Origin of the sequence: Aureimonas populi (genome assembly GCF_017815515.1) — a bacterium.
GTDB classification, from domain to species: domain Bacteria; phylum Pseudomonadota; class Alphaproteobacteria; order Rhizobiales; family Rhizobiaceae; genus Aureimonas; species Aureimonas populi.
In genome coordinates, this window is sequence record NZ_CP072611.1 from 1,571,284 (window position 1) to 1,597,914 (window position 26,631).

Here is a 26,631-nt window from a genome sequence, read left to right on the forward strand (position 1 = left end):
GTGCGAAATGGGCAAGCGCCTGTTTAGTCGCTCGTGCCGGGTGCGCCAAGCGAAATGGCGCGCAGCATCAGGCGTTCCAGAAGGCGCCGTCGCGTTTCCTCGTCCACGAAGGCCGCCTCGATGGCGTTGCGGGTCAGGGCGAGGCGCTCTGGCGCGGTGAAGCCGGCTTTGCGCGCCAGCGCGTATTCGCGCGCCAGATCGGTGCCGAAGAAGGGCGGGTCGTCGGAGTTCACGGTCAGCCGCACCCCCGCCTCGTGCAGCGCGCGCAAGGGGTGCGCTTCAAGCGAGGGATAGACGCCGAGCGAGAGGTTGGAGCCGGGGCAGACCTCCAGCGTCACGCCCTCCTGCGCCAGGCGGCGCACGAGCGCTGGGTCCTCGATGGCGCGCACGCCGTGCCCGAGGCGCGAGACCTTCAGGGCGTCCAGCGTCTCGGCCACGGCGCTCGCGCCCGCGAATTCGCCCGCATGGGCCGTCAGCCCGAGGCCCGCCTCGCGCGCCATGTCGAAGGCCCGCGCGAAGTCGCGCGGGCGGTGCGCGCGCTCGTCGCCGGCAAGGCCGAAGCCGGTGACGAGCCCATGCCCGGAGCGGGCCGCGAACCGCGCCGCGCCCTCCACCGCCGCCGGCCCCAGATGCCGGACGCCGACGACGATCAGGCGGCAGGCGATGCCGGTCCTCTCCTGCGCCTCGGCCACGCCGCTCTCGATGCCGCTCAGATAGGCCTCGGGCGAAAGCCCCGCCTCGCGCGCATGGTCCGGCGAGATGAAGATCTCGCAATAGAGCGCCCCATCGCTCGACAGGCGCGTCAGATAGTCCAGCGCCAGCCGGCGATAGTCCTCCTCGCTGCGAAAGAGCGCGGCGATGAGGTCGTAGGCGGCGAGGAACCCGCCAAAGCCCTGCCAGCCATAGGTCTGCCCGCGCACGAGGCCGGAGATGTCGACGCCGTGCCGTGCCGCCATCTCGCGGGCGAGAAGGGGGCTCGCGGTGCCTTCCAGGTGAACGTGGATCTCCGCCCTGGGCTCGGCGGTCACAGGAAGCTTGTGCCGTGCGGGCCGGGGGGAAGGCCGAGATGGGCGGCCGCGCTCTCACCGATATCGGCGAAGGTCGCGCGCTCGCCGAGCCCGCGCGGCGCGATGCCGGGGCCGAACGCCAGCACCGGCACGCGCTCGCGCGTGTGCTCCGTGCCGCGATAGGTCGGGTCGCAGCCATGGTCGGCGGTGATGACGGCAAGGTCTCCGGGCTTCAGCGCGTCATGCAGCTCGGGCAGGCGCGCGTCGAAGGCCTCCAGCGCCTGCGCATAGCCCGCCACATCGCGGCGATGGCCGAACTCGGTGTCGAAATCGACGAAATTGGCGAAGATCAGGTCGCCGTCGCGCGCATCCGCGAGCGCGCCCAGAAGCGCGTCGAACAGCGCCATGTTGCCGGCCCCCTTGCGCACTTCGCTGATGCCGCGATGGGCGAAGATGTCGCCGATCTTGCCGATGGCGATGACCCGCCCGCCCGATTCCACCACGCGGTCGAGGATCGTCGGCTCCGGGGGCGGCACGGCGTAGTCGCGCCGGTTGGCCGTGCGCTTGAAGGTCCGGCTCGTCTCGCCGAGGAAGGGCCGGGCGATGACGCGGCCGATATTGAGCGCATCCACGTGGCGGCGCGCGATCTCGCACAGCCCGTAGAGGCGCTCCAGTCCGAAATGGCCCTCATGCGCGGCGATCTGCAACACGCTGTCGGCGGAGGTGTAGAAGATCGGCTTGCCGCTGGCGACATGCTCCTCCCCATGCGTCTCGATCACCTCCGTGCCCGCCGCGTGGCGGTTGCCCAGAATGCCCGGCAGCCCGGCCTCCTCCACGATGGCGGCGATCAGCCCGGGCGGGAAGGCGGGCTGCGTGTCCGGGAAATAGCCCCAGTCGAAGCGCACCGGCACGCCGGCGATCTCCCAATGGCCCGAGGGCGTGTCCTTGCCCCGGGAGGTCTCGACGGCCGCGCCCCACAGGCCGGCCGGCTCGCCTTCCGGGAAGCCGGCGGCGCGCGCAAGCCCCAGCGCGTTAAGGTTCGGTAGGCGCAAGGGGCCTGTCCGCAGGCCCTCGCGGTCCGCGCGGCCCTCCTGCGCGGCCCGGCGGATGTGGCCGTAGGTGTCGGCGCCCTCGTCGCCATAGGCCGCCGCGTCCGGCGCGCGGCCGATGCCGAAGGAATCCAGGACGATCAGGATCGCGCGGGCCATGTCTTCGTCTCCCGTTTCAAGGGCGCGGTTGTGCCACGCGCGATGCGCGAAGGGCAATCACCCCACGGGGCAGTCGGTGCACCGCACCTGCGCGACCGTGCGCGGCTGGTGGTAGGCCACCCGCTTCATCTCGATGGGGTCGATGATGCCGAAGCTCATCACCGGTTCGTAGCGGAAGCTCGTCTCGGTCACGATCACATGGCGCTCGCGCTGGTTGGCGATGCCGGCGGGCAGGGGAAACAGGCGGTTCCTGGGATAGGTCGAGGCATCGCTCGACCAGTCCACCCGGCTCACGCCCTGCGCGTCGATGAAGACCTGCGTCACGCGGATCGTCGCCTTCCCGGCGTCGAACGGCTCCATGGAGGCCTTGGAGAGCGCCATGATGAAGTTCAGCTCGGAGACGGTCAGCCCTTCGTCGCCGGCCTGCGTGACGAGGTCGCTGATCGTGGCGGAGGTATTGTCGATCTTGCGGTTCGCCGTCACCGCCAGGGAGAGTTCCGAGGCGCCCACATAGAGGAACACGAGGAACGGGAGGACCATCGCGAATTCCACGGCCGCCGCGCCGCCGCTCGCATGGGAAAACCGCCTCAGCGCGCCCGCCATCAGAAGGCCTCCGTGCGGAAGGCGGTCATGCCGGTCAGGAGCTGCGTGTCCTGGATCTGGCGCATGACGTTGGTCACGATGGGCCATTCGTAATAGACGCGCAGCGCCACGATCTCGCTGGCCCCTCCGATCTCGTAGCGCAGCGCGTCGTCGTCGATCCGCCCGTCGCGCCTCGGCGGGCCGGGCTCGATGGCCCCGTAGGAGGTATAGGTCGCCAGGTCGATCTTGAGCTTGTCGCAGTCGAGCAGGAAGCCGACCGAGCTGCAGAGCGCCTGCCGGAACTCCTCGCGCGTGGGCTGGGCGGCGAAGGTCTGGCCGGTGCGGATTTCGCGCCCGATCCGGTCGACGCCCGCGTCCAGCGTCAGCTCGGCGACGAAGAGCAGCGCCACTTCCAGAAGCGCGAAGATCGTGAGGAAGAAGGGAAAGGCGAGCAGCGCGAACTCCACCGCCGTCGCCCCGCTTCTGTCGCCGGCAAGGCGGCGCGGCAGGCCCGCGCGGCGCCGGGGGCGCGTCCGTCTCTCGTCTTCCATCTGCCCGCCCGGCCTCTCCGGCGTGATTGCCGGCTGGCAGGATAGGCCCGCCTTTCTTGCGGATCGGTGAAGCGGCGGGCGCGAAACTTATTGGGAGCGCGCCAGCCCCTCGCGCGTGCCGAACTGCCCGGCGGCGGCGGAGAACGCCTCGTCATTGTCGCCGATGGTCACGGTGGGCTCGCAGGAAGGATTACAGGAATAGGTGCTGCGCAAGGCCTGGCGGTAGACGCGCACGGAGGCCGATTCCACGCTGCCCACCGTGACGGTGCGGTCGATCACCGCGTCGCCCTGGCCGTCGAGCACGACGAGATTGGTGACGCCGTAGGAGCGCCCGGTGAGGATCAGCGTGCGCGCGTCGTGGATGGCCACGTCCACGATGGAGGGGTTGCCGACGATGATGGTCTCGGCCTCGCGCTCGATGCGCACCACCTGCGCGCGGTCCAGGGCCACGCGAAGCGAGCCCTCCTCGGCCAGCGCGGCGGGCACGCCGGCCATGAGCGGCAGGACGCTGGCGAGAAGGGCGGCGCGGAGCGGCATGGATGGGGCATCCTCGGGACGATGTGTCTGGCGTGCGGGGATGATCTTAAGGGAAGCAAGATTAAGCGGGCTTTAATCCATAGCAAAGACGATGATTTAACCACGGGGGTGGTTCGTCGCATTTAAAGCTCTGTTGAGGATATCCCTTAAGGTCATTCGAACCGGGGCGGGGGCATGGTCCGGGTCAACCGAACGACGAAGCACTGGTCGTCGGGAGTGGAATTACACCAGGACCTGTAAGGAGTTCCCATGTCCAAGCTCATCGCACGCTTCCGCAAGAACGAGAACGGCGCCACCGCCATCGAATACGGCCTGATCGCCGGCATCATGGCCGTCGCCGTCATCGCCGCGTTCACCCTTCTGGGCGACGGCCTCGAGACCGCCTTCACGAATCTGAGCGGCGCGCTCAGCGAGACCCCCTCCACGCTGAACTGATCGGCTTTGCGAGGGCGGCTCGGCCGCCCTCCGGGCACCAGGGAAGACGGCCATGCTCGAAGCGCTGATCACACTCTTCTTCGTGCCGGCCATGATCCTCGCCATGGTCTCCGACATCCGTTCGATGACCATCCCGAACCGGCTCTGCCTGTTCCTCGTCGCGGCCTTCGCCGTGTCGGCCCTGGCGGCCGGCATGGCGCCGGCCGCGATCGGCATTCACGCCCTCACCGGGCTCCTCGTGCTGGCCCTGACCTTCTGCCTCTTCGCGCTGAACTGGATGGGCGGTGGGGATGCCAAGCTGATCGCGGCCACCGCCCTGTGGTTCGGGCCGGGCGCCGGCCTTGCCGACTATGTCCTTCTTAGCGCCCTTTTCGGCGGCGCCCTCACGCTCTGCCTTCTCGGCGCCCGCGCTCTCGCGCGCCCGGCCACGGGAATTGTGTTCCTCGACCGGCTTCTTCATCCGCGAACGGGCGTTCCCTACGGCGTCGCCCTCGGCGCGGCGGGGATCATTGTCTTCCTGCAAGGGCCCTTTGCCGCGACCCTGCCCTGAACCTTGCGAAATCCTTTCCGCGGGGGCACCGCCCGTAGCGCTTCGTTAACCATACATTGAGGGTTTGAGCCCGATAACAACCTGCGAAGGGGACTTCGGATCGTCCGGAATTCCGCCATGCGAGGGGGTTGAGGGATGGGCATTGCGCGCCTTGCGGTTCTGGGGCTGTCGCTCGCGGCCGCTGTCGGCGCGGGCCTGATCGCCGTCAACCTCGCCACGCCCGAGGTGCCCGAGCCGGTCATCATCTCGGCCCAGCCCGTCGAGCCGCCGATCCGGCTCGTGGAGGTGCTCGTCACCGCCCGCGAGCTTCCCATGGGCGCGCGGATCGACGACGCCATGTCCTGGCAGAAATGGCCCGAGGACGGCGTCGGCGAGACGCTGATCCTGCGCGATGCCCGCCCGAACGCCATGGAGGAGCTGAAGGGCTCCGTCGCCCGCCAGAGCTTCTTTGCCGGCGAGCCGGTGCGCGAGGCCAAGCTGATCGAGACCGATCGCGGCTTCATGTCCGCCATCCTGCCCAGCGGCAAGCGCGCCGTCGCCGTGTCCATCGCCGCCGACACCTCGGCCGGCGGCTTCATCCTGCCCAACGACCATGTCGACGTCATCATGACCCGCCAGCTCGGCGATCGCTTCGACACCGAAACGATCATGCAGAACCTGCGCGTGCTCGCCATCGACCAGACCATCGAGGAGCAGAACGGCGAGCGCGTCGTGGTCGGCTCCACCGCCACGCTCGAGGTGGACCCCGCGCAGGCCGAGGCCCTCACCGTCGCCCAGCGCATGGCCGACCGGCTCGTGCTCTCGCTGCGTTCCTTGAGCGATTCCGTTCCCGGCTCTCCCGGCTATGCCGAATTCCTCCTGAACCAGGAGGAGGCGCCCCAGCGCTCCCGCATCCGCCTCGTGCGGTACGGCCAGACGACCGACATCACCACGACGACGAATTGACGGGCGAACCGATGCGGCTTTCCAGACCTTCCCCGACCGCCCGGCTCGCACAGGCCGCGCTCGCCGGCGTGATCGCGATCACGGCGCCGCTTCCCGCCCTCGGCCCGGCCGCCGCGCAGGAGGCGGTGGTCACGGTCACGCGGCCCAACCAGTCGATCTCCCTCGGGCTCGACAAGTCCAAGGTCATCGACCTGCCGCGCGATGCCCACGACATCCTCGTGGCCAATCCGGCCGTCGCCGACGCGGTAACGCGCACGGCGCGGCGCATCTACATCTTCGGCAAGCAGATCGGCCAGACCAACATCTTCGTCTTCGACGCCGCCGGCCGCGAGGTCGCGGTGCTGGACCTGCGCATCGAGCGCGACATCACGGGCCTGGAATCCACGATCCGCCGCTTCCTGCCCGAGGCGCAGGTGCGCGCCGAGATGATCAACGACAACGTCGTCCTGACCGGCACGGTGCAGACCCCGCAGGACGCCGCGCGCGCGGTGCAACTGGCCGACATCTACGTGACGGGCGGCGAGGGGACGACCAGCCAGTACATCCGCTCCGCCACGGGCGAGGCGAGCGCGGGCGGCGGCAGCGGCGTCTCCCAGCTCGGCGAGACCCGCCGGCGCAGCCAGATCGTCAACCTCCTCCAGATCCAGGGCGAGGACCAGGTGACGCTGAAGGTGACGGTGGCCGAGGTGCAGCGCTCGGTCGTCAAGCAGCTCGGGCTGAACGGAACGGTCGGCCGGGCCTCGGACGGCATCAGCTTCCTGGGAAGCACCGACAATCCGTTCGCCTTCGGCAACCGCGTCGCCAATAGCGGCCTCGCCGCGAGCGGCGCGATCGGCAGCTTCGACATCGCCGCCACGCTGTCCGCCCTCGAGCAGGCCGGCGTCATGCGCACGCTGGCCGAACCCAGCCTGACGGCGATTTCAGGCGAAAGCGCGAGCTTCAAGGTCGGCGGCGAATTCGCCATCGCCGACGGGCGGGATATCACGCCGGCCGTGCCGGAACGGCGCGATCTGGTCGCGATCGCGCCAGACGGCACGCCGATCTACAACACCACACCCGGCGTTCCCGAGCAGGTGACGCTCAACAGCCGGCAGGTGGAATACGGCATCGGGCTGGACTTCACGCCCGTCGTCCTGTCGCCCGGCCGCATCAGCCTGAAGATCCGCACGGCCGTCTCCGAGCCGACCTTCGAAGGCGGATTCAACCTGGCCGGCAGCGCCAACGTCGCGTCCTCGAGCATTCCCGGCATCCGCAAGCGCCTCGCCGACACCACGGTCGAGCTTCCCTCCGGCGGCTCCCTCGTCATCGCGGGGCTGGTGCGCGACGAGGTGCGGCAGGTCATCTCCGGCTATCCGGGCCTGTCCAGGCTGCCTGTCCTGGGCACCTTGTTCCGCTCGCGCGACTTCCAGCGCTACGAGACCGAGCTGGTGGTGATCGTGACGCCTTATCTGGTGCGCCCGGTCGCGCGCCAGGAGCTGACGCGCCCCGATGACGGGCTGGCCTTCACCTCCGACGGCTCGGCCAACTTTCTCGGCCGCATCAACCGCGTCTACGGTGCGGCCGAGACCACCCTTCCTCCCGGCCGCTACCACGGCAACGTCGGATACATCTACAAATGACCCGCGTTTCCCTCGCCCTCCTCGCCGCGGCCCTTTTCGCCGGCTGCGCCAATGTCAGCCACGTGGAAGTCGGCGCCATTCCCGACGACTACCGCACGCGCCATCCCATCGTCGTCTCCGAGGGGGAAACGGCGATCGAGATCCCGATCACCGCCTCCGACACGCGCCTGCCCTCCTCGGCGCGCTCGCGCGTGGAGGAGTTCGCGGCCCGCTTCGAGGCCTCGCGGGCGGCGGCCATCCGCGTCATGGTGCCCTCCGGTGGCTTCAACGACGCGGCCGCGCGCCTGGCGGCCGAGGATGCGGTCAGGATCCTGCGCGCGCGGGGCGTGCGGCACGAGCGCATCCTCGTCACCCCTTATCCGGCGACGGGGACGGGCGGCCCGGTGCCGATCCGCCTCGCCTTCTCCAGCCTCACGGCGAGCGCCGGGCCCTGCGGGCGCTGGCCCGAGGACATGGGCAACAGCCACGAGAACAAGAACTATTTCAACTTCGGCTGCGCCAGCCAGGCCAATCTCGCCGCGCAGATCGCCGACCCGCGCGACCTGCTCGGCCCGCGCGGCATGAGCGGGATCGACGCCGAGCGGCGCACGGACGTGATCGAGAGATACCGCCGCGGCGCGAACACGGCCTCCCAGCGCCCGACGACAGAGTCGAACTACGAATGGTGACGAGGATGCTGCACAGCGCCGGGGCCGCGCCCCTTGCCGACGCGCCGGAGCCCGAATGGGGCGAGCGCATGGATGCGCTGCGCCCGGTGCCGCGCATCTCGATCCAGGCCTTCTGCGAAACGCCCGCCTCCTGCGCGGCGGTGGAGGAGGCGGGCCGCGACCGGCGCATGGCCAAGGCGCATCTGCGCGTCCAGACCGGCGGCATCCGCGCCGCGATGGAGCATTACGCCAGCGCGCCGACGCCCAACCTGATGATCCTGGAATCGGCGCTCGATCCCGAAGGGCTGCTCGCCGAGCTGGAGACGCTGGCCGAGGTCTGTGATCCGGGCTCCAAAGTCGTTGTCATTGGCCACCACAACGACGTCTTCCTCTATCGCGAGCTGACGCGCCGCGGCGTCTCGGAATATCTCGTCGCCCCGATCACCCTCATCGACGTCATCTCCGTCGTGTCGAGCCTCTTCGCCGCGCCCGACGCCGAGCCGCTGGGGCGCACCATCGCCTTCGTCGGCGCCAAGGGCGGCGCGGGCTCCTCCACCATCGCGCACAATGTCGGCTGGTCCATCGCCCGCCTGTTCGAGAGCGACGTCCTCATCGCCGATCTCGACCTGCCCTTCGGCACGGCCAACATCAATTTCGACCAGGACCCCGCGCAGGGCATCGCCGAGGCGCTGTTCTCGGCCGAGCGGATGGACGACGTGCTGCTCGACCGGCTGCTCGCGCGCTGCGCCGAGCATCTCTCGCTCCTGGCCGCGCCCTCGGTGCTGGACCGCACCTACGATTTTCCCGGCGATGCCTTCGCCGCCCTCATCGAGGCCGCCCAGCGCGGCACGCCCGTCGTCGTCCTCGACGTGCCCCATGTCTGGAACGACTGGACGCGCAGCGTGCTCCAGCAGGCCGACGACATCGTCATCACGGCGACGCCCGACCTTGCCAATCTGCGCAACGCCAAGAACCTCGTGGACACGCTGCGCAAGAGCCGCCCGAACGACGCCCCGCCGCGCCTCGTCCTCAACCAGGTGGGAATCCCCAGGCGCCCCGAGATCGACCCGGCCGAGTTCCTCGATCCGCTCGGCCTGAAGGCGCTGGCGACCATCGGCTTCGATCCGCAGCTCTTCGGCACGGCGGCCAACAACGGCCGCATGTTGGCCGAGACCGACGCCCGGCACCCGGCCGTCGCGGCCTTCAACCAGATCGCCCACGACCTCACCGGGCGCGGCGCGCCCAAGGCTGTGCCGCGCAGCGGCGCGCTCAAGCTCCTCGACCTCCTGCGCCGCCGCTGAACGCGGCGGCCGCAAGACCCGTTCGCGACAGGATAACGAGATGTTCGGAAAGCGCGCCAACGACACGACGAGCCGGCCCCTTCGCCCGGACGCCGTCGCGCCCGCGCGCCCCCCCATGCCCGAGGCCGCGCCACCGGCCCGCGCGCCGGAGCCCCGCGCCTCCGAGCCCGCGCCCGCCGCGCCCGCCCGCCAGCGGCCGGACAGCTATTACGAGACAAAGACGCGCGTCTTCGCCGCGCTGATCGACACGATCGACCTCTCCCAGCTCGCGCGCCTCGACACGGAGGCGGCGAAGGAGGAGATCCGCGACATCGTCAACGACATCATCGCGATCAAGAACTTCGCGATGACCATCGCCGAGCAGGAGGACCTGCTCTCCGACATCTGCAACGACGTGCTCGGCTACGGGCCGCTGGAGCCGCTGCTGGCGCGCGACGACATCGCCGACATCATGATCAACGGCTCGCGTCAGTCCTTCATCGAGGTGGACGGCAAGGTGGTGGAGGCCAATGTGCGCTTCCGCGACAACCAGCAGCTCCTCAACATCTGCCAGCGCATCGTCTCCCAGGTCGGCCGGCGCGTGGACGAGACCTCGCCCATCTGCGACGCGCGCCTGCCCGATGGCAGCCGCGTCAACGTCATCGCGCCCCCGCTCGCCATCGACGGCGCGATCCTGACGATCCGCAAGTTCAGGAAGGACAAGCTGACCCTCGATCAGCTCGTGAAATACGGCACCATCACGCCCGAGGGGGCGGCGATCCTCCAGATCATCGGCCGCGTGCGCTGCAACGTCGTCATCTCCGGGGGCACGGGCTCGGGCAAGACCACGCTGCTCAACTGCCTGACGCGCTATATCGACCAGGACGAGCGCATCATCACCTGCGAGGATTCGGCCGAGCTTCAGCTCCAGCAGCCGCATGTGGTGCGCCTGGAGACCCGCCCGCCCAACATCGAGGGCGAGGGCGAGATCACCATGCGCGACCTGGTGAAGAACTGCCTGCGCATGCGCCCCGAGCGCATCATCGTGGGTGAGGTGCGCGGCCCGGAGGTGTTCGACCTCCTCCAGGCGATGAACACCGGCCATGACGGCTCCATGGGCACCATCCACGCCAACACCCCGCGCGAGTGCCTGAACCGCATGGAGGCGATGATCGCCATGGGCGGCTATTCGCTGCCCGCGCGCACGGTGCGCGAGATCATCGTCGGCTCGGTGGACGTCATCATCCAGGCCGCGCGCCTGCGCGACGGCTCGCGCCGTATCACCCACATCACCGAGGTGCTGGGCATGGAGGGCGACGTGATCACCACGCAGGACCTCTTCGTCTACGATATCCTGGGCGAGGATGCGCGCGGCAAGCTGCTCGGCCGCCACCGCTCCACCGGCATCGGCCGCCCCGCCTTCTGGGACAAGGCGCGCTACTTCAACGAGGACAAGCGCCTGGCCGCCGCTCTCGATGCCGCCGAGTTCAAGAGCGAGGACCTGCAATGACGCTCGCGATGCTCCTCTTCGTCGTCCTCACCGGCCTTGCGGTGGGCGGCTTCGCCTATGCGCTGCTCCAGCCGCGCATCGCGATGGAGCGGAACGCGCGCGGGCGGCTGGAGCAGTTCAAGGGCGCGGAGACGGACGCGACCTCCCGGCGCCAGGCGCGCGAGCGGGTGGCCGAAGTGGCCAAGCGGCGGCGCAATCTCCAGGCGTCGCTGAAGGCTGTGGAGGAGAAGCAGAAACAGCACGATCGCATCGTGGCCCGCATCCCGCTGGCGCGGCGGCTGCAGCAGGCTGGCCTTTCCATGAGCCCGCGCGGCTTCGTGCTCGCCAGCATCGGCGCGGGCGTCGGCGCCTTCCTCCTGGCGCTGCTTCTGGGCGCCTCGCCGTTCCTCGCGCTGGGCGTGGCGGTGGCGGGGGGCCTCGGCCTGCCGCGCTGGATGCTGTCTCACCTGCGCAAAAGGCGGATGCAGCGCTTCGTCGACGAGTTCGCCAACGCCATCGACGTCATCGTGCGCGGCGTCAAGTCGGGCCTGCCGCTCAACGACACGCTGCGCATCGTCGCCGCCGAGGCCAGGGAGCCGGTGGGCTCGGAGTTCCGCAAGGTGGTGGAGGCGCAGCAGCTCGGCATCTCCACCGCCGACGCGGTCGACCGGCTCTACCAGAACGTGCCGCTGGCCGAGACCAACTTCTTCTCCATCGTCATCGCCATCCAGGCCCAGGCGGGCGGCAATCTGTCCGAGGCGCTGGGCAACCTGTCGCGCGTGCTGCGCGAGCGCAAGAAGATGAAGGCCAAGATCCAGGCCATGTCGATGGAGGCCAAGGCCTCCGGCTGGATCATCGGGTGCCTGCCCGTGGTGGTGGCCTTCATGATCTTCCTGACCACGCCCGCCTATCTCGATTCCCTCTTCAACACCCAGACCGGCCACCTCATCCTCATCGCATCGGCGGTGTGGATGGCCACGGGCGTCGTGGTGATGAAGAAGATGATCTCCTTCGACTTCTAGGGGCCGCCATGGATATCCTCGCCGCCTACGGCCTGTCGGGAAGCGTCATCGTCGGCCTGCTGGTGGCGGCCGCCGTCTTCACCTCGCTCGTCGCGGTGGGCCTGCCGCTTCTGGCGGGCAACACGCTCAAGACGCGCATGAAGTCGGTCGCTCTCGAGCGCGAGCAGGTGCGCGCCCGCGAACGCGCGCGGCTGAGCGCGGAGAAGGAGCGGGGGCGGGGCCTGCGCCACAGCGAGGAGAACGGGTTTGCCGCCAAGGTCGTGCATCGGCTGGACCTGAAGCGCGCGCTGGTGGACGACAAGACGATCCAGAGCCTGCGCGTGGCCGGCTACCGCTCCGCCCGCGCGCTCACCTTGTTCCTGTTCATGCGCGTCGCCCTGCCGCTGGCGCTGCTGGTCCTCTCGGCGCTCTACGTCTTCGGGCTCGGGCTGATGGCCGAGAGCCCCTTCGTCGTGCGGCTCCTCGTCTGCCTCATCGCCGCGATGGCCGGCTTCTACGCGCCCATCGTCTTCCTTTCCAACCAAACCTCCAAGCGCGCCCTGTCCATCACGCGCGCCTGGCCCGATGCGCTCGATCTCCTGCTGATCTGCGTGGAATCGGGCAATTCCATCGAAACCGCCTTCCGCAAGGTTGCCGACGAGATCGGCATCCAGTCCGTGCCCCTGGCCGAGGAGCTGGTGCTGCTCACCGCCGAGCTCTCCTACCTGCCCGAGCGGCGGCAGGCCTATGAGAACCTCGTGGCGCGCACCAATCTGGAAGGGGTGCGCGGCGTGTGCATGGCCCTCATCCAGGCCGAGCGCTACGGCACGCCGCTGGGCACCGCCCTGCGCACGCTCTCCCAGGAGAATCGCGACACGCGGATGAACCTTGCCGAGAAGAAGGCCGCGGCCCTGCCGCCCAAGCTCACCGTGCCGATGATCGTCTTCTTCCTGCCGGTCCTCTTCGGGGTCATCATCGGCCCGGCGATCATCCAGACGATGGGCCTGCGCTGAAAACGGAAAATCCGGGCCTGGCCCGGATTTCCTGAGGTCTCTTGAAGGGAGCCGCGGGTTCAGGCCCCCTCCCGCTCCAGCTCCGACCACGTGTTGCTCTGCGAGAGCATGGAGCGCAGATAGGCGATGTTGGCGCTGGCCTCCTCGGCCGGCAGCTCGGCCGAAGCGATGCGCTCGGCCTCGTCGAAGCGGCCCTGAAGCCCGACGACCAGCGCCAGGTTCTGGCGCACGCGGCTGTCGGCGCCCGGCTGGGAGACCGCCGCCCGCAGATAGCGCTCGGCATCCGGCAGCTCGTTCGCCATGAGATAGGACATGCCCATGTTGGACAGGATCGAAGGCTCGTTCGGGCTGATGTCCAGCGCCTTCTGGAACAGGACGCGCGCGGGGCCCTTCTGGCCGAGCTGGTCGAGGATCGCGCCCTCGGCCGAGAGCAGGCCCCAGTCGGGATGGTCGGGCGTCTGGGCGCGCCGCACGGCGTCGAGCGCCTTTTCCAGCTCGCCGGCCGAGGCCAGCGCCTTGCCGTATTCGGCCAGCACGCCGCGGTCGGTGGGGTGGGCGATGGCCATCTGCTGCATCACCGCCAGCGCCTGGTCGTTGCGCCCCGTCATGCGCAGCGTGGAGGCGTAGGCGAGGCCCGTCGCCTTGTCCTGCGGCGCGGCCTCGTAGGAGGAGCCGTAGGAGCGTACGACCGAATCGAGCTGCTGCGTGTTCATCTGCGAAAGGCCGGCCGGCGCGGCCGGGACGCTGGCGATGGAGCCCGTATGCTCGCGCGAGACCTGCGCGCAGCCGGACAGCAGCGCCAGCGCCAGAAGGGCGAGCGCCGGGCGGGTGGCGCCCCGCAAGGCCGGGCGGCGGGAGGAAGGGCTCATCGGCGGCGCTCCTTGGGCGGGCAGCATGGGACTTCTGGCCCGCACAATATTTCGTTAACCCTAACGCTCCGTTAAAACGGCCGCGTGCCGCCTCTTGCCCCTTCAAGGATTCCCATGACCCTGTCCCTCCTCGCCGAGCCCGCCGCCCAAGCCCGCATCGTCCGCGCCGTCGCGGACGGGGAGAGCGCCGGAGAGTGGGCGCGCGAGAGCGGCTTCAAGGGGGAGGAGGGGGCCGTCCTCCTCGTTCCGGGCGAGGGCGGGCGCGCCGGCTCGGCCCTTCTCGGCCTCGGCAAGGGGCCGGCCGGGGCCGCGGCCGCCATGGCCGCCGGCAGGCTGGCCGCCGCCCTGCCCGAAGGAGACTGGACGTTGGAGGCCGGCGGCCTCGACCCGGACCTCGCGGCCCTCTTCGCGCTTCTGGGCGCCTACCGCTTCACCCGCTACAAGCGGGGCGCGGAGCGCGGCGAGATCCGCCTGCACGTGCCCGGCGCCGACAGCGCGGCCGCGATCCGCGCGGCCGAGGCGGTGGGGCTGACGCGCGATCTCGTCAACACGCCGGCCAGCGACATGGGCCCCGCCGAGATCGAGGCCGCCGCCCGCGAGCTGGGGCAGGCTTTCGGGGCCAGCGTCCAGTCCACCGTGGGCGAGGACCTGCTGGCCGCCAATTTCCCGATGATCCACGCGGTGGGCCGGGCAAGCCCGCGCGCCCCGCGCCTCGTCGACCTCGCCTGGGGGCGCGAGGACGCGCCGAGGGTGACGCTGGTCGGCAAGGGCGTAGCCTTCGACACGGGCGGGCTCGACATCAAGCCGGCCTCCGGCATGTTGCTGATGAAGAAGGACATGGGCGGCGCCGCCAACGTGCTGGGCCTGGCGCGTCTCGTCATGGCCTCGCGGCTCGACCTGCGGCTGCGCGTCCTGGTCCCGGCCGTGGAGAACGCCATTTCCGGCAACGCCTTCCGCCCCGGCGACATCCTGCAAAGCCGGCAGGGCCGGACGGTGGAGATCGGCAACACGGACGCGGAAGGGCGCCTGGTGCTGGCCGACGCGCTGGCGCTGGCCGACGAGGAGGCGCCCGAGATCCTTATCGACATGGCCACGCTCACGGGCGCGGCGCGCGTCGCGCTCGGCCCCGACCTGCCGCCCTTCTACACCGATGACGAGGCGCTGGCCGCGGCGCTCGCGGAGGCTTCCGCCGCCATCGGCGACCCGCTCTGGCGCATGCCGCTCTGGCGTCCCTACGCCGCGAACCTCTCCTCCAAGGTCGCCGACATCAACAATGTCACCGCCGACGGCATGGCGGGCTCGGTGACGGCGGCGCTCTTCCTCCAGGGCTTCGCGGAGAAGGCGCGGAGCTGGGCGCATCTCGATGTCTATGGATGGCGCCCCAAGCCCGGCGCCATCGGCCCGGCGGGCGGCGAGGCGCAAGGGGTGCGCGCCATCTTCCGCGTCCTCGCGCGGCGCTTTCCCCCGCGCTGAGCGGGCAACGCGAGCGAGCCATGGCGCGCGGTTCGGCCCTCCGCCGCGCCGGCTTGCCGCGCCCCTCGCAAGGAGCTAGGATCGAACCGGTTCCGTAACGAGGCTTCGCGGAGGCGGGATGGGCATCGAGATGAGGCCGGCTCAGGCGCTTCGGCTCCTGCACCAGACGGCGCTTCGCCAGACGCATGAGAGCGCCCCGGACCTGACGGTGCGCCAGACCGCGATCCTCCTCACGGTCTATCTCGAGCCGCCGCCCCATACGGTGCGGGGGCTGGCGGGCAGGCTGGCCGTGACCAAGCCGGTGGTGACGCGGGCGCTGGACACGATGGGCCGCATGGAGCTTCTGGAGCGGCGGCGGGACCCCGGCGACTTGCGCAACGTCCTCGTGCGGCGCACGGTGAAGGGGAGCCTGTTCGTGTCGAAGATGGCCGACCGGCTGGTGGAGGAAGGGATGAAGCTGCCGCGATGACCGTGCCGCTCGATCCCCGCCTCAACGCGTTTCGCCCCGACCTGGCCGACCGCCGCCTCGATGGGCGGGTTCGGGCCGCGCGCTTCGTGGGCGGCGCGGCACGGCGCGTTACCGCGCCGCTCGCGGCCCTGCGCCGCCGCCCGGCCTCCGACGCGCCGCTGGAAACGCAGGCGCTGGCGGGAGAGGCGGTTCTCGTCTTCGACGAGCCGGGCGAGGGCTGGGCCTGGGTGCAGCTCGAAAGCGATTCCTATGTCGGCTGGATGGAGAGCGAGGCGCTGGGCCCGCCCGCCGGTGCGCCGAGCCACGAGGTGAGCGTGCCCCGCACGCTGGTCTTCCCCGGCCCGGACATCAAGCTGCCGCCGGTAAGCGATCTGCCCATGGGCGCACGCATCGCCGCGCGGGGAGTGGCCGAGGACCGCAATGCCCGCTACGTGCTCATCGAGCCTTTCGGCGCGGTAGTGGAGCAGCATCTGCGGCCCGTGGGCGCGGCGGCGGCGGAGGATTTCGTTTCGGTGGCCGAGCGCTTCCTCGGCGCGCCCTATCTGTGGGGCGGCAAGTCGGTGCTGGGCATGGATTGTTCCGGCCTCGTCCAGTTGTCCCTGGCGATGACGGGTCGGGCGGCGCCGCGCGACACCGACATGCAGGAGGCCTTCTTCGCGCCCGTCGGAGAGAAAGAGCCGCGCCGCCGCGGCGACCTCATCTTCTGGAAGGGCCATGTCGGCCTCATGCTGGACGGCGAGCGCCTGCTCCATGCCAATGCCCATCACATGATGACGGCGGTCGAGCCGCTGGCCGAGGCGGTGGCCCGGCTGGCCGCGCGGGGCGCGCCCGTCACATCCGTGCGCCGCGCTTGACCTTCCCCCTGCTGGAAGCCGTAGGTGACGCTCTCTCGCACCGTTGAAGGAGAGAGACCGATGAGAATCGCCATTCTTGCCGCCGCCGCCCTGATGCTGGCGGCCCCCGCCGCCGCCCTCGCGCAAGGGGCGGGCCATGCGGAGCATCATGACGCGCCGGCCGCCGCGTCTGAGGCGCCCGCGTCCCCCGGCGCCTCCCCCTCGACCGCCGAGTTCGAGGCCGCCGCGGCCCGGATGCACGAGGACATGGGCGTGGAGCTGACGGGCGACGCCGATGTCGACTTCGTCCGCTCGATGATCCCCCATCACCAGGGCGCGATCGACATGGCGCGGATCGTGCTGGAGCACGGGCAGGACCCGCAGATCCGCGCCCTGGCCGAGGAGGTCGTCTCGGCGCAGGAGGCCGAGATCGGGGAGATGCGGCAATGGCTGGCCGATAACGGCCACGCCGAGTGAGCGCTCAGTAGCCCGCGTTCCGGTCCACCAGATGGGTGAGCGCTTCGCCGCGCCGGTGCGCGGCGATCTGCGCGGCGATCAGCGGCACCAGCGCTTCCGGTTCGGAGGAGGCCGCCGCGTGCGGCGTGACGAAGATCTGGGGATGGCGCCAGAGGGGGCTGTCCTTGGGCAGGGGCTCGCGCTCGAACACGTCGAGCGAGGCCTCCATCAGCCGCCCGTCATTGAGCGCCCGCAGGATCGCCGAATCGCTTTGCAGCCCGCCGCGCCCGGCATTGATGAGGATCGGCCGGCCCAGCGGCGTCTCGCGCTTGAGGCGCGAGAGGAAGTCGTCGCCGATCAGCCCGTGCGTCTGCGGCGTCAGCGGCAGGAGCACGACGAGGATGTCCGAGGCCGCGAGGCAGGCATGGAGCCCGTCCTGCCCGTGATAGGTGGTCACGCCCTCCACCTGCCGCTCCGTGCGGCTCCAGCCCGCGAGGCGAAAGCCGAAGGGCCGCAGCATCCGCGCCGCGTCCCGCCCCAGCTCCCCGAGCCCCAGAATGCCGATGGTGATCTCGCCCGCTCCCGGCTGGGCACGCTCGTTCCACAGGCCGGCCGCCTGCTGCCGGCGATAGGTGCAGCCCCGGCGGAAATGGTCCAGCACCCGCCAGACGACATACTCGCTCATGCGCCGCGAGAGATCCTCCGCCACGATGCGCACGATGGGCACGTCCGGCACCGTGGCGTCGGCCAGGATATGGTCGACGCCCGCGCCGAGCGAGAAGATCGCCTGAAGGGCGGGAAGGCCCGACAAGACGCCCGGCGGCTGCTTCCAGACGACGGCGTAGCGGATGCTCTCGTCCCCGGCGCTTCTCGGGCGCAGGAGGATCTCGTCCTGCGGCAGATGGACCTGGAGCGCGCGCATCCAGCGCGTCGGCTCGAAGCCGGTGACGGACAGAAGTAGGCTCAACTCAGGCTTGCTCCCCGTGGCCGTGCGCGCGCATGGCCTGCGCCCGCTCCCGGCCCTTTCTGGCAAACCATTGCAGGCTTGCGAAGAGGAAGCCGTTCAGAATCCGCCCCTCGTCGGCCGCCGCCACCAGCGCGTCCACCGCAAAGGCGGCCGGCACGATGTCCTCGTTTTCGGCCGCCAGCCCCGCCGAGCCGGCAAGGGCCGAGGCGTCCACCAGGGCAAGGAAGACGACCGCCTTCTCGTCGCACAGGCCGGGCGAGGAGAGGATGGCGAAGGCCTCTTCGATGGCGGTCGCCGCCAGCCCCGTCTCTTCCGCCAGCTCGCGCCGGGCGGCCGTGGCGGCGTCCTCGCCCTCGTCGAGAAGCCCGGCCGGCAGCTCCAGCGGCGCGGCGAAGGGCGTGGCGAGCGCGGCGCCGATGCGGAACTGGCGGATCGCCACGATGGCGTCGCGCACGGGATCGTAGGGGATGATGACGGCGGCCGTGCCGGCGCGCATCACCTCGCGGGAGACCGTCAGCTCCCGGCCGCCCGAGAGCGAATCATGGGCCACCGTCACCTTGTCGAGCGGGCGGAACGCCCCGCCGAGTCGCTCGGTGGAGATCAGGCGGAAGGCCAGGGCCGCGTCGGCGGGCGCCTCGCTCATGGCGCCAGCACCTCGGCCGGCACCGCTTCCATGTCGAAGGCGGCCGCCATCAGCGCCCTTGTGTAGTCGCTTTGCGGGTTCTCGAAGATCGCCTGCGCCGGGCCGTGCTCCACCACCTGGCCGTTTCGCATCACGATCACCTCGTTGGCCAGCGCGCGCACCACCTTGAGGTCGTGGCTGATGAAGAGATAGGCGAGGGAGTGCTTCTTCTGCAGGTCGCGCAGGAGGTCCACCACCTGCGCCTGCACGCTCATGTCCAGCGCCGAGGTGGGCTCGTCCAGCATCACGAAGCGGGGCTTGAGCACCATGGCGCGGGCGATGGCGATGCGCTGGCGCTGGCCGCCGGAGAATTCGTGCGGGTAGCGGAAGCGCGTCTGCGGATCGAGCCCGACTTCCTCCAGCGCGGCCACGACGCGCGCGTCGCGCTCCTCGGCCGAAAGGCCCCTCTCATGCACTTCCAGCCCCTCGGCCACGATGTCGGCCACCGACATGCGCGGGGAGAGGGAGCCGAACGGGTCCTGGAAGACGATCTGGATTTCCTCGCGAAGCGGGCGCATCGCCTTGAAGGAGCGCTGGTCGATGCGCTCGCCGTCGAAACGGATCTCGCCCGTCGAGCCGATCATGCGGCACAGCGCGAGGCCGAGCGTCGTCTTGCCCGAGCCCGATTCGCCCACGATCCCCACCGTCTGGCCGGCGCGCAGCGTCACGTCGATGCCGTCCACCGCCTTCACATGGTCGGTGACGCGGCGCAGGAAGCCCGTGCGCACCGGGAACCACACCTTCACGTCCGTGCCCTGCATCACCAGCGGCGCGGTCTCGTCGGCGGGCGGCGGCGCGCCCTTCGGCTCGGCGGCCAGGAGATGGCGCGTATAGGGGTGCTGCGGGTCGGAGAAGATGCGCGCCGTCTCGCCCTCCTCCACGATGCGGCCCTTGTTCATCACGCAGACGCGGGTGGCGATGCGCCGCACGATGCCCAGATCGTGCGTGATGAAGAGCATGGCCATGCCGCGCTCGGCCTGGAGCGTCTTCAGGAGTTCGAGGATCTGCGCCTGCACCGTCACGTCGAGCGCGGTGGTGGGCTCGTCGGCGATCAGCATGTCCGGCTCGTTGGCCAGCGCCATGGCGATCATCACGCGCTGGCGCTGGCCGCCGGAGAGCTGGTGCGGGAAGCTCTTCAGGCGCTTTTCCGGCTCGCGGATGCCCACCTGGTGCAGAAGCTCGAGGATGCGCCCGCGCGCCGCCTTGTCCGAAAGGCCCTGATGGACCTTCAGCACCTCGCCGATCTGCCGCTCGATCGTGTGGAGCGGGTTGAGCGAGCTCATCGGCTCCTGAAAGATCATCGAGATCCTGTTGCCGCGCACGCCCCGCAAGGTGGGCTCGTCGGCGGTCAGGAGGTCCTTGCCCTCGAAGAGGACGGCCCCGCCCGGATGGCTGGCCGAGGGATAGGGCAGGAGCTTCAGGATCGAGAGCGCCGAGACCGACTTGCCCGAGCCCGATTCGCCCACGAGCGCCAGCGTCTCGCCCGGCGCGATGTCGAAGGAGACGCCCTCCACCGCGCGCATGGTGCGCCCGCCCTGGTGGAAGGCGACCTGAAGGTCGCGGACCGAGAGGATGGGTGCGAGGGCCGGATTCGTCTGGCTCAACGGGTCGGCCTCCTGTCGGCGCGGCTGGTGGGCATGGGCGTGGGGCGGGGCATGGTCGCGCGCGTCCTCCCGCCGCCGTGCGTCGGCTTCGATCGTTGCCGTGGCATATGCGCCCAAGGCCTCACCGGAAGCTCTTTCTGGGGTCGAAGGCGTCGCGCACCGCCTCGCCCACGAAGACGAGGAGGGAGAGCATCAGCGACAGGACGACGAAGCCCGAGATGCCGAGCCACGGCGCCTGGAGGTTGTTGCGCCCCTGCGCCAGCAGCTCGCCCAGCGAGGGCGAGCCGGGCGGCAGGCCGAAGCCGAGGAAGTCGAGCGAGGTGAGCGTGGTGATGGAGCCGTTGAGGATGAAGGGCAGGAAGGTGAGCGTGGCCACCATCGCGTTGGGCAACAGGTGCCGCGTGATGATGGTGAAGTCGTTCACCCCCAGCGCTCGCGCCGCGTTCACATATTCGAAGTTGCGCGCGCGCAGGAACTCGGCCCGCACCACGCCCACGAACGCCACCCAGGAGAAGAGCAGCATGATGCCAAGCAGGATCCAGAAGCCCGGCGGCAGGATCGCCGCGACGATGAGGAGAAGATAGAGCACCGGGATCGAGGACCAGATCTCGATGAAGCGCTGGAAGGTCAGGTCCACCCAGCCGCCGAAATAGCCCTGCACCGCGCCGGCCGCCACGCCGATCACCGCCGAGGCGCCCGTCAGGATCAGGCCGAACAGCACCGAGATGCGGAAGCCGTAGATCAGCCGGGCCAGCACGTCGCGGGCCTGGTCGTCGGTGCCAAGCCAGTTCATGTTGCCGAAATTGCAGTTCGGATCCTCCGCGCCGAGCGGATAGCGCTGGCAGCGCTCCTCGCGGTCCATCAGCCAGGAGGGGGCCGAGGGGGCGGGGCGCGGAATCTCGTTGTTCACCGAGCGGTAGGAATAGCGGATCGGCGGCCAGATGGCCCAGCCGTTCGCCTCGATCTCCTCGGCCACGAAGGGGTCGCGATAGTTCGTCACCGGCAGGAACCCGCCGAACACCTCCTCCGGATAGTCCACGAAGGTCGGGTAGTAGTATTCGCCCTGGTACTGGACGAGGATCGGCCGGTCGTTGGCCACGAACTCGGCGAAGAGGGTGACGAGGAAGAGCGCGCCGAAGATCCACAGCGACCAGTAGCCGCGCCGGTTCGCCTTGAAGTTCTCCCAGCGTCGCGCGTTGAGCGGCGACAGGCGGGAGCGCTTCACGCGCGCGGGCGGTGCGGCCTGCGCGAGGCCGGCGGTCTGCTCCGTGGCCGTGGAAGCGGCGTTCAGCGCGGCCGGCTTCACCGGTTCGTCCGGATGGTCTGCGGGCTGCGGGTCGGGGCGCTGGCCTTCTCTCACCTTGTCCATGCGCTAGACCTCCCGCCGCTCGAAATCGATGCGCGGGTCGATCCACGTATAGGTGAGGTCGGAGATCAGCGTGGTGATGAGGCCCAGGAGGGAGAAGATGTAGAGTGTGGCGAAGACCACCGGATAATCGCGCCGGTAGATGCTCTCGAAGCCGAGCAGGCCCAGCCCGTCGAGCGAGAAGATCGTCTCGATCAGGAGCGCGCCGGTGAAGAAGGCCGAGATGAAGGCGCCGGGAAAGCCGGCGACGATGATGAGCATCGCGTTGCGGAAGACGTGGCCGTAGAGCACGCGCCGCTCCGTCAGGCCCTTGGCCCGCGCGGTGGTGACGTATTGCTTGCGGATCTCGTCGAGGAAGGAATTCTTGGTGAGCAGCGTCGTCGTCGCGAAGGCCGAGAGCGACAAGGCAATGAGCGGCAGCGTCAGGTGCCAGAAATAGTCCAGGATGCGCTCGGGCCAGGACAGTTGCGCCCAGTTGTCCGAGGTCAGCCCCCTCAGGGGGAACCAGTCGAGGAAGGAGCCGCCGGCGAAGAGCACGATGAGGAGCACGGCGAAGAGGAAGCCGGGAATGGCATAGGCGACGATGATGATCGCGCTCGTCCACGTATCGAAGGAGGAGCCCTCCTTCAGCGCCTTGCGGATGCCGAGCGGAATGGAGATCGCATAGGAGAGCAGCGTGATCCACAGGCCGAGCGAGATGGAGACGGGCAGCTTCTCGATGATGAGGTCGATGACGGAGATGGAGCGGAAATAGCTCTCGCCGAAGTCGAAGCGCAGGAAGTTCCAGACCATCAGGCCGAAGCGCTCGAGCGGCGGCTTGTCGAAGCCGAACTGGGCTTCCAGCCGCGCGATGAAGGCCGGGTCGAGCCCCTGCGCGCCGCGATAGCCGGAAGATTCGCCGGAGGACTGCGCCTGGAAGTCGCCGCCCCCGCCGCCGAGCCGGTCCGCCGCGCCCCCGCCCGTGCCCTGAAGCTGGGCGATCACCTGCTCCACCGGCCCGCCGGGCGCGAACTGGATGACGACGAAGGATATGGCGAGGATGCCGAGGAGAGTCGGCACCATCAAGAGCAGTCGTCGCAGGATATAGGCGCCCATCTATGGCCTTCTCGTTCCTTGGACTTCGCGAAAGGGAGCGTGGACCCGCTTCGGTCTTAGGCCCGGCCGATGGCGCGAGCCTTGTCCTCGTCGTACCACCACAGGGATTCCACCGGGAAGCCGTAATCGGGCTTCGGCTCGTCGAAGCCGAACATGTCCCAATAGGCCGCGAGATGCTCGGCGGAGGTGATGTTGGGCACCCAGTCGAGCCGCGCGCGCAGGACCCGGTCGAGGCAGCGCATGGCGATCACCGCGTCCTGCCGCGCCCTCGCCGCGTCCACGGCGCCGATCAGCGCGTCGACGCCCGGATCGGCCATGCCGGGATAGTTGTAGGAGCCGGGCCGCGCCGCCGATCCGCTGCCGAAGAACATGTCGAGGCTGTCGCGCGTCTGCGTGGTGCCGAGCGAGAAGGCGGCGAGGATCATGTCGAAGTCGAAATTGTTCTGCCGCTCCTGGTACTGCGCCGCGTCCACCACGCGGATGGAGGCATCCACGCCGAGCAGCCTCATCGTCTCGATCATCGGCCCGTAGACGCGCACCTGCTCCGGGTCGCTCGCCATGTATTCGAGCCGGAACACCTCCCCCGCCTCGTTGACGAGCCCGCTCCCCGAGCGCGTCCATCCCGCTTCGGCGAAGAGGTCGGCGGCCCGGCGCAGGATGGCGCGGTCGCGGCCCGAGCCGTCCGTCACCGGTTGCACCCACACCTCGCCGAACGCCTCGTCCGGCACCTGCCCGCGCAAGGGCTCCAGGATCGCCAGCTCTTCCGGGGAGGGTGCGCCATGGGCCTTGAAGTCCGAGCCCTCGAAGGGGGAATCGGAATGGACGCGCAGGCCGTACATGAGGTTGGCGTTGGTCCATTCGAAGTCGAAGCACAGGTTCAGCGCCCGGCGCACGCGCGCATCGGCAAAGCGCGGGCGCCGCTGGTTGAAGGCCCAGCACTGGAAGCTCGGCCGCTTCTCGCGCGGGAAGGTGCGCCGCTGCACCCGCCCCGCCTGCACGGCCGGGAACTCGTATTCCGTGGCCCAGGCGCGCGTGGTGAACTCCTGCCGGAAGGTGATGAGGCCGGACTTGAAGGCCTGCAACGCCGCCTGCCGGTCGCGGAAGAACTCGATCCGCAGCGTCTGGAAATGGCCGAGCCCGCGCGCGAAGGGCATGTCCGCGCCCCAATAGTCGTCCCGCTTCTCGTATTCGATGAAGCGGCCGGCCTCGTAGCGCCCCACGCGCATCGGGCCGGAGCCGGGAATCTCCGTCATGCCGGTGCGCGCGAACTCGCGCCCCTCGAAGAAGCCCGCCGGGATGATGGGCAGGATCAGCGCGCCCAGAACGGCCGGCACGGACTGGCGGCCCGAGAAGGTGAGGCGCACCGTGCGCTCGTCCACCGCCTCGGCCCCCGTCACCTCCTGCAGAAGGTAGGCCAGGCTCGGATGCCCTTCCTGCTTCATCGTCTCGTAGGAGAAGACGACATCGGTGGCCGTGACGGGCTCGCCCGTGGAGAAGCGCGCCTGCGGGCGCAGCGCGAAGGTGAAGACGTTGCCGTCCGCCGACATCGCGATGCTTTCGGCCAGCGCGCAATAGAGCGAATCCGGCTCGTCCAGCGAGGAGGTCATCAGCGATTCGTAGAGGCTCTCGATGCGCGGCGGCGCATTGCCCTGGAGCACGAAGGTGTTCAGCGTGTCGAAGGTGGTGGCCGACTGGTTGAACAGCCAGTTCGGAACGTCCATCACCATGCGCCCGCCCTGCGGCGCCTGCGGGTTGGCATAGTCGAAATGCGTGTAGCCGGGCCCGTATTTCAGTTCGCCGAAGGCCGAGAAGCCGTGCAGCGGCGTGTCCGCGGGCACCTGCGCGAGGGACAGCCTCGGCAGCGCCGCCGCGGCCCCCGCGCCGAGCAGCATCCGGCCGAGATGGCGGCGGGTGAAGCGGGTAAGCGAGCCGGTCATTGCGGAATGTCGCTGTCGGACAGCCCGGACGCCTGCGCGTCGGCCGGCGTGTTGACGGCCACTTCACCCTTCACCCACCAGGAGAACGGGTCGATCCCGGCATAGGCCGGCTGGCTTTCCGGCATGCCGAACTTGTCCCAGTAGGCCAGCCAGAACTCGTCGCGGTACCATTGGGGAACGACATGGTAGTTCCACAGCATGACGCGGTCGAGCGCGCGCGTGGCCGCGACCAGGGAGTCGCGATCGGGCGCGGTGATGATCGCGTCGATCAACTGGTCCACCGCCGGATCCTTCACCCCGGCATAGTTGCGCGTGCCGGGCGTGTCGGCCGCCGTCGAAGACCAGAAGTCGCGCTGTTCGTTGCCGGGCGAGAGCGATTGCGGATAGTAGCGCATGCCCACCAGCTCGAAGTCGTAATTGTTCATCCGCTCGATATACTGCGTCGGATCGATGATCCGCACATTGGTGCGGATGCCGAGCCGCTCGAGCTGCCTTGCATAGGGCTCCAGCGTGCGGTTGGAGCTGGGGTCCGAGCCCAGGAACTCGATGGAGAGCTGCTCCCCCGTCTCGCCGTTCACCAGCGTCGTGCCGCGCAGCTCGTATCCGGCCTCCCGCAGCAGCCCCAGCGCCTCGCGCAGATATTCTCGGCCGCCGGTGGCCGAGTCGTAGACGGGCAATTTGAATTCCTGCGTGAACACCTCATCGGGGATCGAGTCGCGCAAGGGCTCCAGATAACGAAGCTCGGCCTCGCTCGGCAGCCCCTTGGCGGCCAGCTCGCTATTGTCCCAGTAGCTGGAGATGCGCTTGTTCAGGCCGTAGAAGAAGTTGCGGTTCATGTCCTCGAAATTGAACGCGAGCGTCAGCGCCTTGCGCACGCGCCGGTCCGAGAATTTGGGCAGGCGGTTGTTCAGGACATAGGCCTGCATGGACATCACGGAGTGGTCGGGCAGGGTCTCGCGCGCCACCCGCCCGTCGACGGCCGCCGGGAAGTCGTAGCCCGTCGACCAGCGCTGGGAATCGTTCTCGATCCGCCAGTCGTCCAGCCCGCCCTTCTTGAAGGCCTCCCACGAGGCGTTCGCATCGCGCAGATAGACGTAGCGCAGGCGGTCGAAATTGTAGCGGCCGACGCGTGTCGGCAGGCTCGCCCCCCAGGCGTCCGGCACGCGCTCCCACTCCACCGAGTTGCCGACGTTGAAGGTCGCGATGCGGTAGGGGCCCGAGCCGAGGGGCGGCTCCAGCGTGGGCTGGGTGATGTCGCGCGTGCGGCCCTGCGCGTCCTGCCCCGTCCACCAGTGCCTGGGCAGGACGACGAGGTCGCCCATGATGTTGGGAAGCTCGCGATTGTTCGTCTGGTCGAAGACGAAGGTCACCTCCCGCTCGCCGCTCTGTCGCGCTTCCGCGACATTGGCGTAGTAGGAGGACCATTGCGGGTGCAGGGTCTTCAGCGTCTCGAAGCTCCACAACACGTCCTCGACGGTGATGGGCTCGCCGTCGTGCCAGCGTGCTTCGGGGTTCAGGCGGAAGCTGACCGAGGAATAGTCGGACGGATACCGGATCGCCTCGGCGATCAGCCCGTGGCTCACGCCCGGCTCGTCCGGCGACTGCTCCATCAGCGTATCGTAGATGACGCCGCCGCCGAACCCGCCGACGCCCGAACTCGTTCCGGCTGCCGCCGTCCCGCGCAGGATGAACGGGTTGAAGCTGTCATAGCTGCCCGATGCGATGCGGTTCAGCGTGCCGCCCTTCGGGGCGTCCGGGTTCACATAGTCGTAATGCGCGAAGTCGTCCGGGTATTTCGTCGGCTCGATGAGGCTGGAGGAGGGGCGCCAATCGCCCATCTCCGCCGCCGGCGCGGTCTCGGCGGCGGGCGGGGTGTCCTGGGCGAGGGCGGGCGCGGGGGCGAGGAGGAGGGCCGCGATGGCGAGGGCCTGCCGCAAGAGCTTCATGAAATCCGGTCTCCCCGCGCTGTGGTCGTGTTCAGCCATGCCGGGCATTGTGGCCTTCGTTCGGCAGTGC

The 26,631-nt window shown here is 69.6% G+C and carries 26 protein-coding genes; 13 read left to right on the forward strand and 13 right to left on the reverse strand.

The window, feature by feature from the left end:
• Nucleotides 1-23: 23 nt before the first annotated feature.
• From J7654_RS07225 to J7654_RS07245, 5 genes are all read right to left on the reverse strand, one after another.
• Nucleotides 24-1,028: an adenosine deaminase gene (locus tag J7654_RS07225; protein ID WP_209739423.1), complete on the reverse strand. Its 1,005-nt coding sequence runs from the start codon at nt 1,026-1,028 to the stop codon at nt 24-26.
• Nucleotides 1,025-2,215, reverse strand: a complete 1,191-nt coding sequence (locus tag J7654_RS07230; protein WP_209739424.1) for a phosphopentomutase — start codon at nt 2,213-2,215, stop codon at nt 1,025-1,027. The genes J7654_RS07225 and J7654_RS07230 overlap by 4 nt, the downstream gene beginning before the upstream one ends.
• Before the next feature lie 57 nt (nt 2,216-2,272).
• On the reverse strand, nt 2,273-2,818 hold the full coding sequence (locus J7654_RS07235) for a TadE/TadG family type IV pilus assembly protein (protein ID WP_209739425.1): 546 nt from the start codon (nt 2,816-2,818) through the stop codon (nt 2,273-2,275).
• On the reverse strand, nt 2,818-3,348 hold the full coding sequence (locus tag J7654_RS07240; RefSeq protein WP_209739426.1) for a TadE/TadG family type IV pilus assembly protein: 531 nt from the start codon (nt 3,346-3,348) through the stop codon (nt 2,818-2,820). The genes J7654_RS07235 and J7654_RS07240 overlap by 1 nt, the downstream gene beginning before the upstream one ends.
• A gap of 87 nt (nt 3,349-3,435) precedes the next feature.
• Nucleotides 3,436-3,885, reverse strand: a complete 450-nt coding sequence (locus tag J7654_RS07245; RefSeq protein WP_245195708.1) for a pilus assembly protein N-terminal domain-containing protein — start codon at nt 3,883-3,885, stop codon at nt 3,436-3,438.
• 249 nt (nt 3,886-4,134) lie between these two features.
• On the opposite strand from J7654_RS07245, the gene J7654_RS07250 reads away from it, so the two are divergent.
• The 9 genes from J7654_RS07250 to J7654_RS07290 all read left to right on the forward strand — a co-directional run bounded on the left by J7654_RS07250 (nt 4,135) and on the right by J7654_RS07290 (nt 12,864).
• A complete protein-coding gene (locus J7654_RS07250; RefSeq protein WP_209739428.1) occupies nt 4,135-4,320 on the forward strand; it encodes a Flp family type IVb pilin in 186 nt (61 codons plus the stop codon).
• A gap of 52 nt (nt 4,321-4,372) precedes the next feature.
• Entirely contained in the window at nt 4,373-4,870 is a 498-nt protein-coding gene (locus J7654_RS07255; RefSeq protein ID WP_209739430.1) for an A24 family peptidase, read from the forward strand.
• A 135-nt stretch (nt 4,871-5,005) separates the two neighbouring features.
• A complete protein-coding gene (cpaB, locus tag J7654_RS07260; RefSeq protein WP_209739432.1) occupies nt 5,006-5,815 on the forward strand; it encodes a Flp pilus assembly protein CpaB in 810 nt (269 codons plus the stop codon).
• 11 nt (nt 5,816-5,826) lie between these two features.
• Nucleotides 5,827-7,434 (forward strand): type II and III secretion system protein family protein, encoded by a 1,608-nt coding sequence (locus tag J7654_RS07265; RefSeq protein WP_209739434.1) that lies wholly within the window; start codon nt 5,827-5,829, stop codon nt 7,432-7,434.
• Nucleotides 7,431-8,102 carry a CpaD family pilus assembly protein gene (locus J7654_RS07270; protein WP_209739437.1) on the forward strand — a complete coding sequence of 224 codons (672 nt, stop codon included), beginning with the start codon at nt 7,431-7,433 and terminating at the stop codon, nt 8,100-8,102. Before J7654_RS07265 ends, J7654_RS07270 begins: the two co-directional genes overlap by 4 nt.
• 68 nt (nt 8,103-8,170) lie before the next feature.
• A complete protein-coding gene (locus J7654_RS07275) occupies nt 8,171-9,382 on the forward strand; it encodes a CpaE/TadZ family protein (RefSeq protein WP_245195751.1) in 1,212 nt (403 codons plus the stop codon).
• 40 nt (nt 9,383-9,422) lie between these two features.
• Complete coding sequence (locus J7654_RS07280) at nt 9,423-10,871, forward strand: TadA family conjugal transfer-associated ATPase (protein ID WP_209739441.1); 1,449 nt, start codon at nt 9,423-9,425, stop codon at nt 10,869-10,871.
• A complete protein-coding gene (locus J7654_RS07285) occupies nt 10,868-11,872 on the forward strand; it encodes a type II secretion system F family protein (protein WP_209739443.1) in 1,005 nt (334 codons plus the stop codon). Before J7654_RS07280 ends, J7654_RS07285 begins: the two co-directional genes overlap by 4 nt.
• An 8-nt stretch (nt 11,873-11,880) precedes the next feature.
• Entirely contained in the window at nt 11,881-12,864 is a 984-nt protein-coding gene (locus J7654_RS07290) for a type II secretion system F family protein (protein WP_209739445.1), read from the forward strand.
• Nucleotides 12,865-12,923: 59 nt separating this feature from the next.
• Here the strand turns inward: J7654_RS07290 and J7654_RS07295 are convergent, their stop codons facing one another.
• On the reverse strand, nt 12,924-13,733 hold the full coding sequence (locus tag J7654_RS07295; protein ID WP_209739447.1) for a tetratricopeptide repeat protein: 810 nt from the start codon (nt 13,731-13,733) through the stop codon (nt 12,924-12,926).
• 114 nt (nt 13,734-13,847) lie between these two features.
• Here J7654_RS07295 and J7654_RS07300 point away from each other — a divergent pair, with 114 nt between their 5' ends.
• From J7654_RS07300 to copM, 4 genes are all read left to right on the forward strand, one after another.
• Complete coding sequence (locus J7654_RS07300; RefSeq protein WP_209739449.1) at nt 13,848-15,206, forward strand: leucyl aminopeptidase family protein; 1,359 nt, start codon at nt 13,848-13,850, stop codon at nt 15,204-15,206.
• Between the two features lie 118 nt (nt 15,207-15,324).
• Nucleotides 15,325-15,675, forward strand: a complete 351-nt coding sequence (locus tag J7654_RS07305; RefSeq protein WP_209739451.1) for a MarR family winged helix-turn-helix transcriptional regulator — start codon at nt 15,325-15,327, stop codon at nt 15,673-15,675.
• Nucleotides 15,672-16,529 carry a C40 family peptidase gene (locus tag J7654_RS07310; RefSeq protein WP_209739453.1) on the forward strand — a complete coding sequence of 286 codons (858 nt, stop codon included), beginning with the start codon at nt 15,672-15,674 and terminating at the stop codon, nt 16,527-16,529. The genes J7654_RS07305 and J7654_RS07310 overlap by 4 nt, the downstream gene beginning before the upstream one ends.
• A 60-nt stretch (nt 16,530-16,589) precedes the next feature.
• Complete coding sequence (gene copM / locus J7654_RS07315) at nt 16,590-16,985, forward strand: CopM family metallochaperone (RefSeq protein WP_209739455.1); 396 nt, start codon at nt 16,590-16,592, stop codon at nt 16,983-16,985.
• A 4-nt stretch (nt 16,986-16,989) separates the two neighbouring features.
• Here the strand turns inward: copM and J7654_RS07320 are convergent, their stop codons facing one another.
• The 7 genes from J7654_RS07320 to J7654_RS07350 form a co-directional block, all read right to left on the reverse strand.
• The gene (locus tag J7654_RS07320) at nt 16,990-17,886 is read right to left on the reverse strand and encodes a 2-hydroxyacid dehydrogenase (RefSeq protein ID WP_209740310.1); all 897 of its coding nucleotides are present in this window, start codon (nt 17,884-17,886) and stop codon (nt 16,990-16,992) included.
• A gap of 46 nt (nt 17,887-17,932) precedes the next feature.
• Nucleotides 17,933-18,574: an NUDIX domain-containing protein gene (locus tag J7654_RS07325; RefSeq protein WP_209739457.1), complete on the reverse strand. Its 642-nt coding sequence runs from the start codon at nt 18,572-18,574 to the stop codon at nt 17,933-17,935.
• Complete coding sequence (locus tag J7654_RS07330; protein ID WP_209739459.1) at nt 18,571-20,217, reverse strand: ABC transporter ATP-binding protein; 1,647 nt, start codon at nt 20,215-20,217, stop codon at nt 18,571-18,573. Before J7654_RS07330 ends, J7654_RS07325 begins: the two co-directional genes overlap by 4 nt.
• A gap of 121 nt (nt 20,218-20,338) precedes the next feature.
• Nucleotides 20,339-21,586 (reverse strand): ABC transporter permease, encoded by a 1,248-nt coding sequence (locus J7654_RS07335; protein WP_209739460.1) that lies wholly within the window; start codon nt 21,584-21,586, stop codon nt 20,339-20,341.
• Between the two features lie 3 nt (nt 21,587-21,589).
• Nucleotides 21,590-22,678, reverse strand: coding sequence for a microcin C ABC transporter permease YejB (locus J7654_RS07340; protein ID WP_209739462.1), 1,089 nt, complete (start codon nt 22,676-22,678; stop codon nt 21,590-21,592).
• Between the two features lie 56 nt (nt 22,679-22,734).
• Entirely contained in the window at nt 22,735-24,615 is a 1,881-nt protein-coding gene (locus J7654_RS07345; RefSeq protein ID WP_209739464.1) for an extracellular solute-binding protein, read from the reverse strand.
• Complete coding sequence (locus tag J7654_RS07350; RefSeq protein ID WP_209739466.1) at nt 24,612-26,561, reverse strand: extracellular solute-binding protein; 1,950 nt, start codon at nt 26,559-26,561, stop codon at nt 24,612-24,614. The genes J7654_RS07345 and J7654_RS07350 overlap by 4 nt, the downstream gene beginning before the upstream one ends.
• Between the last annotated feature and the right edge of the window lie 70 nt (nt 26,562-26,631).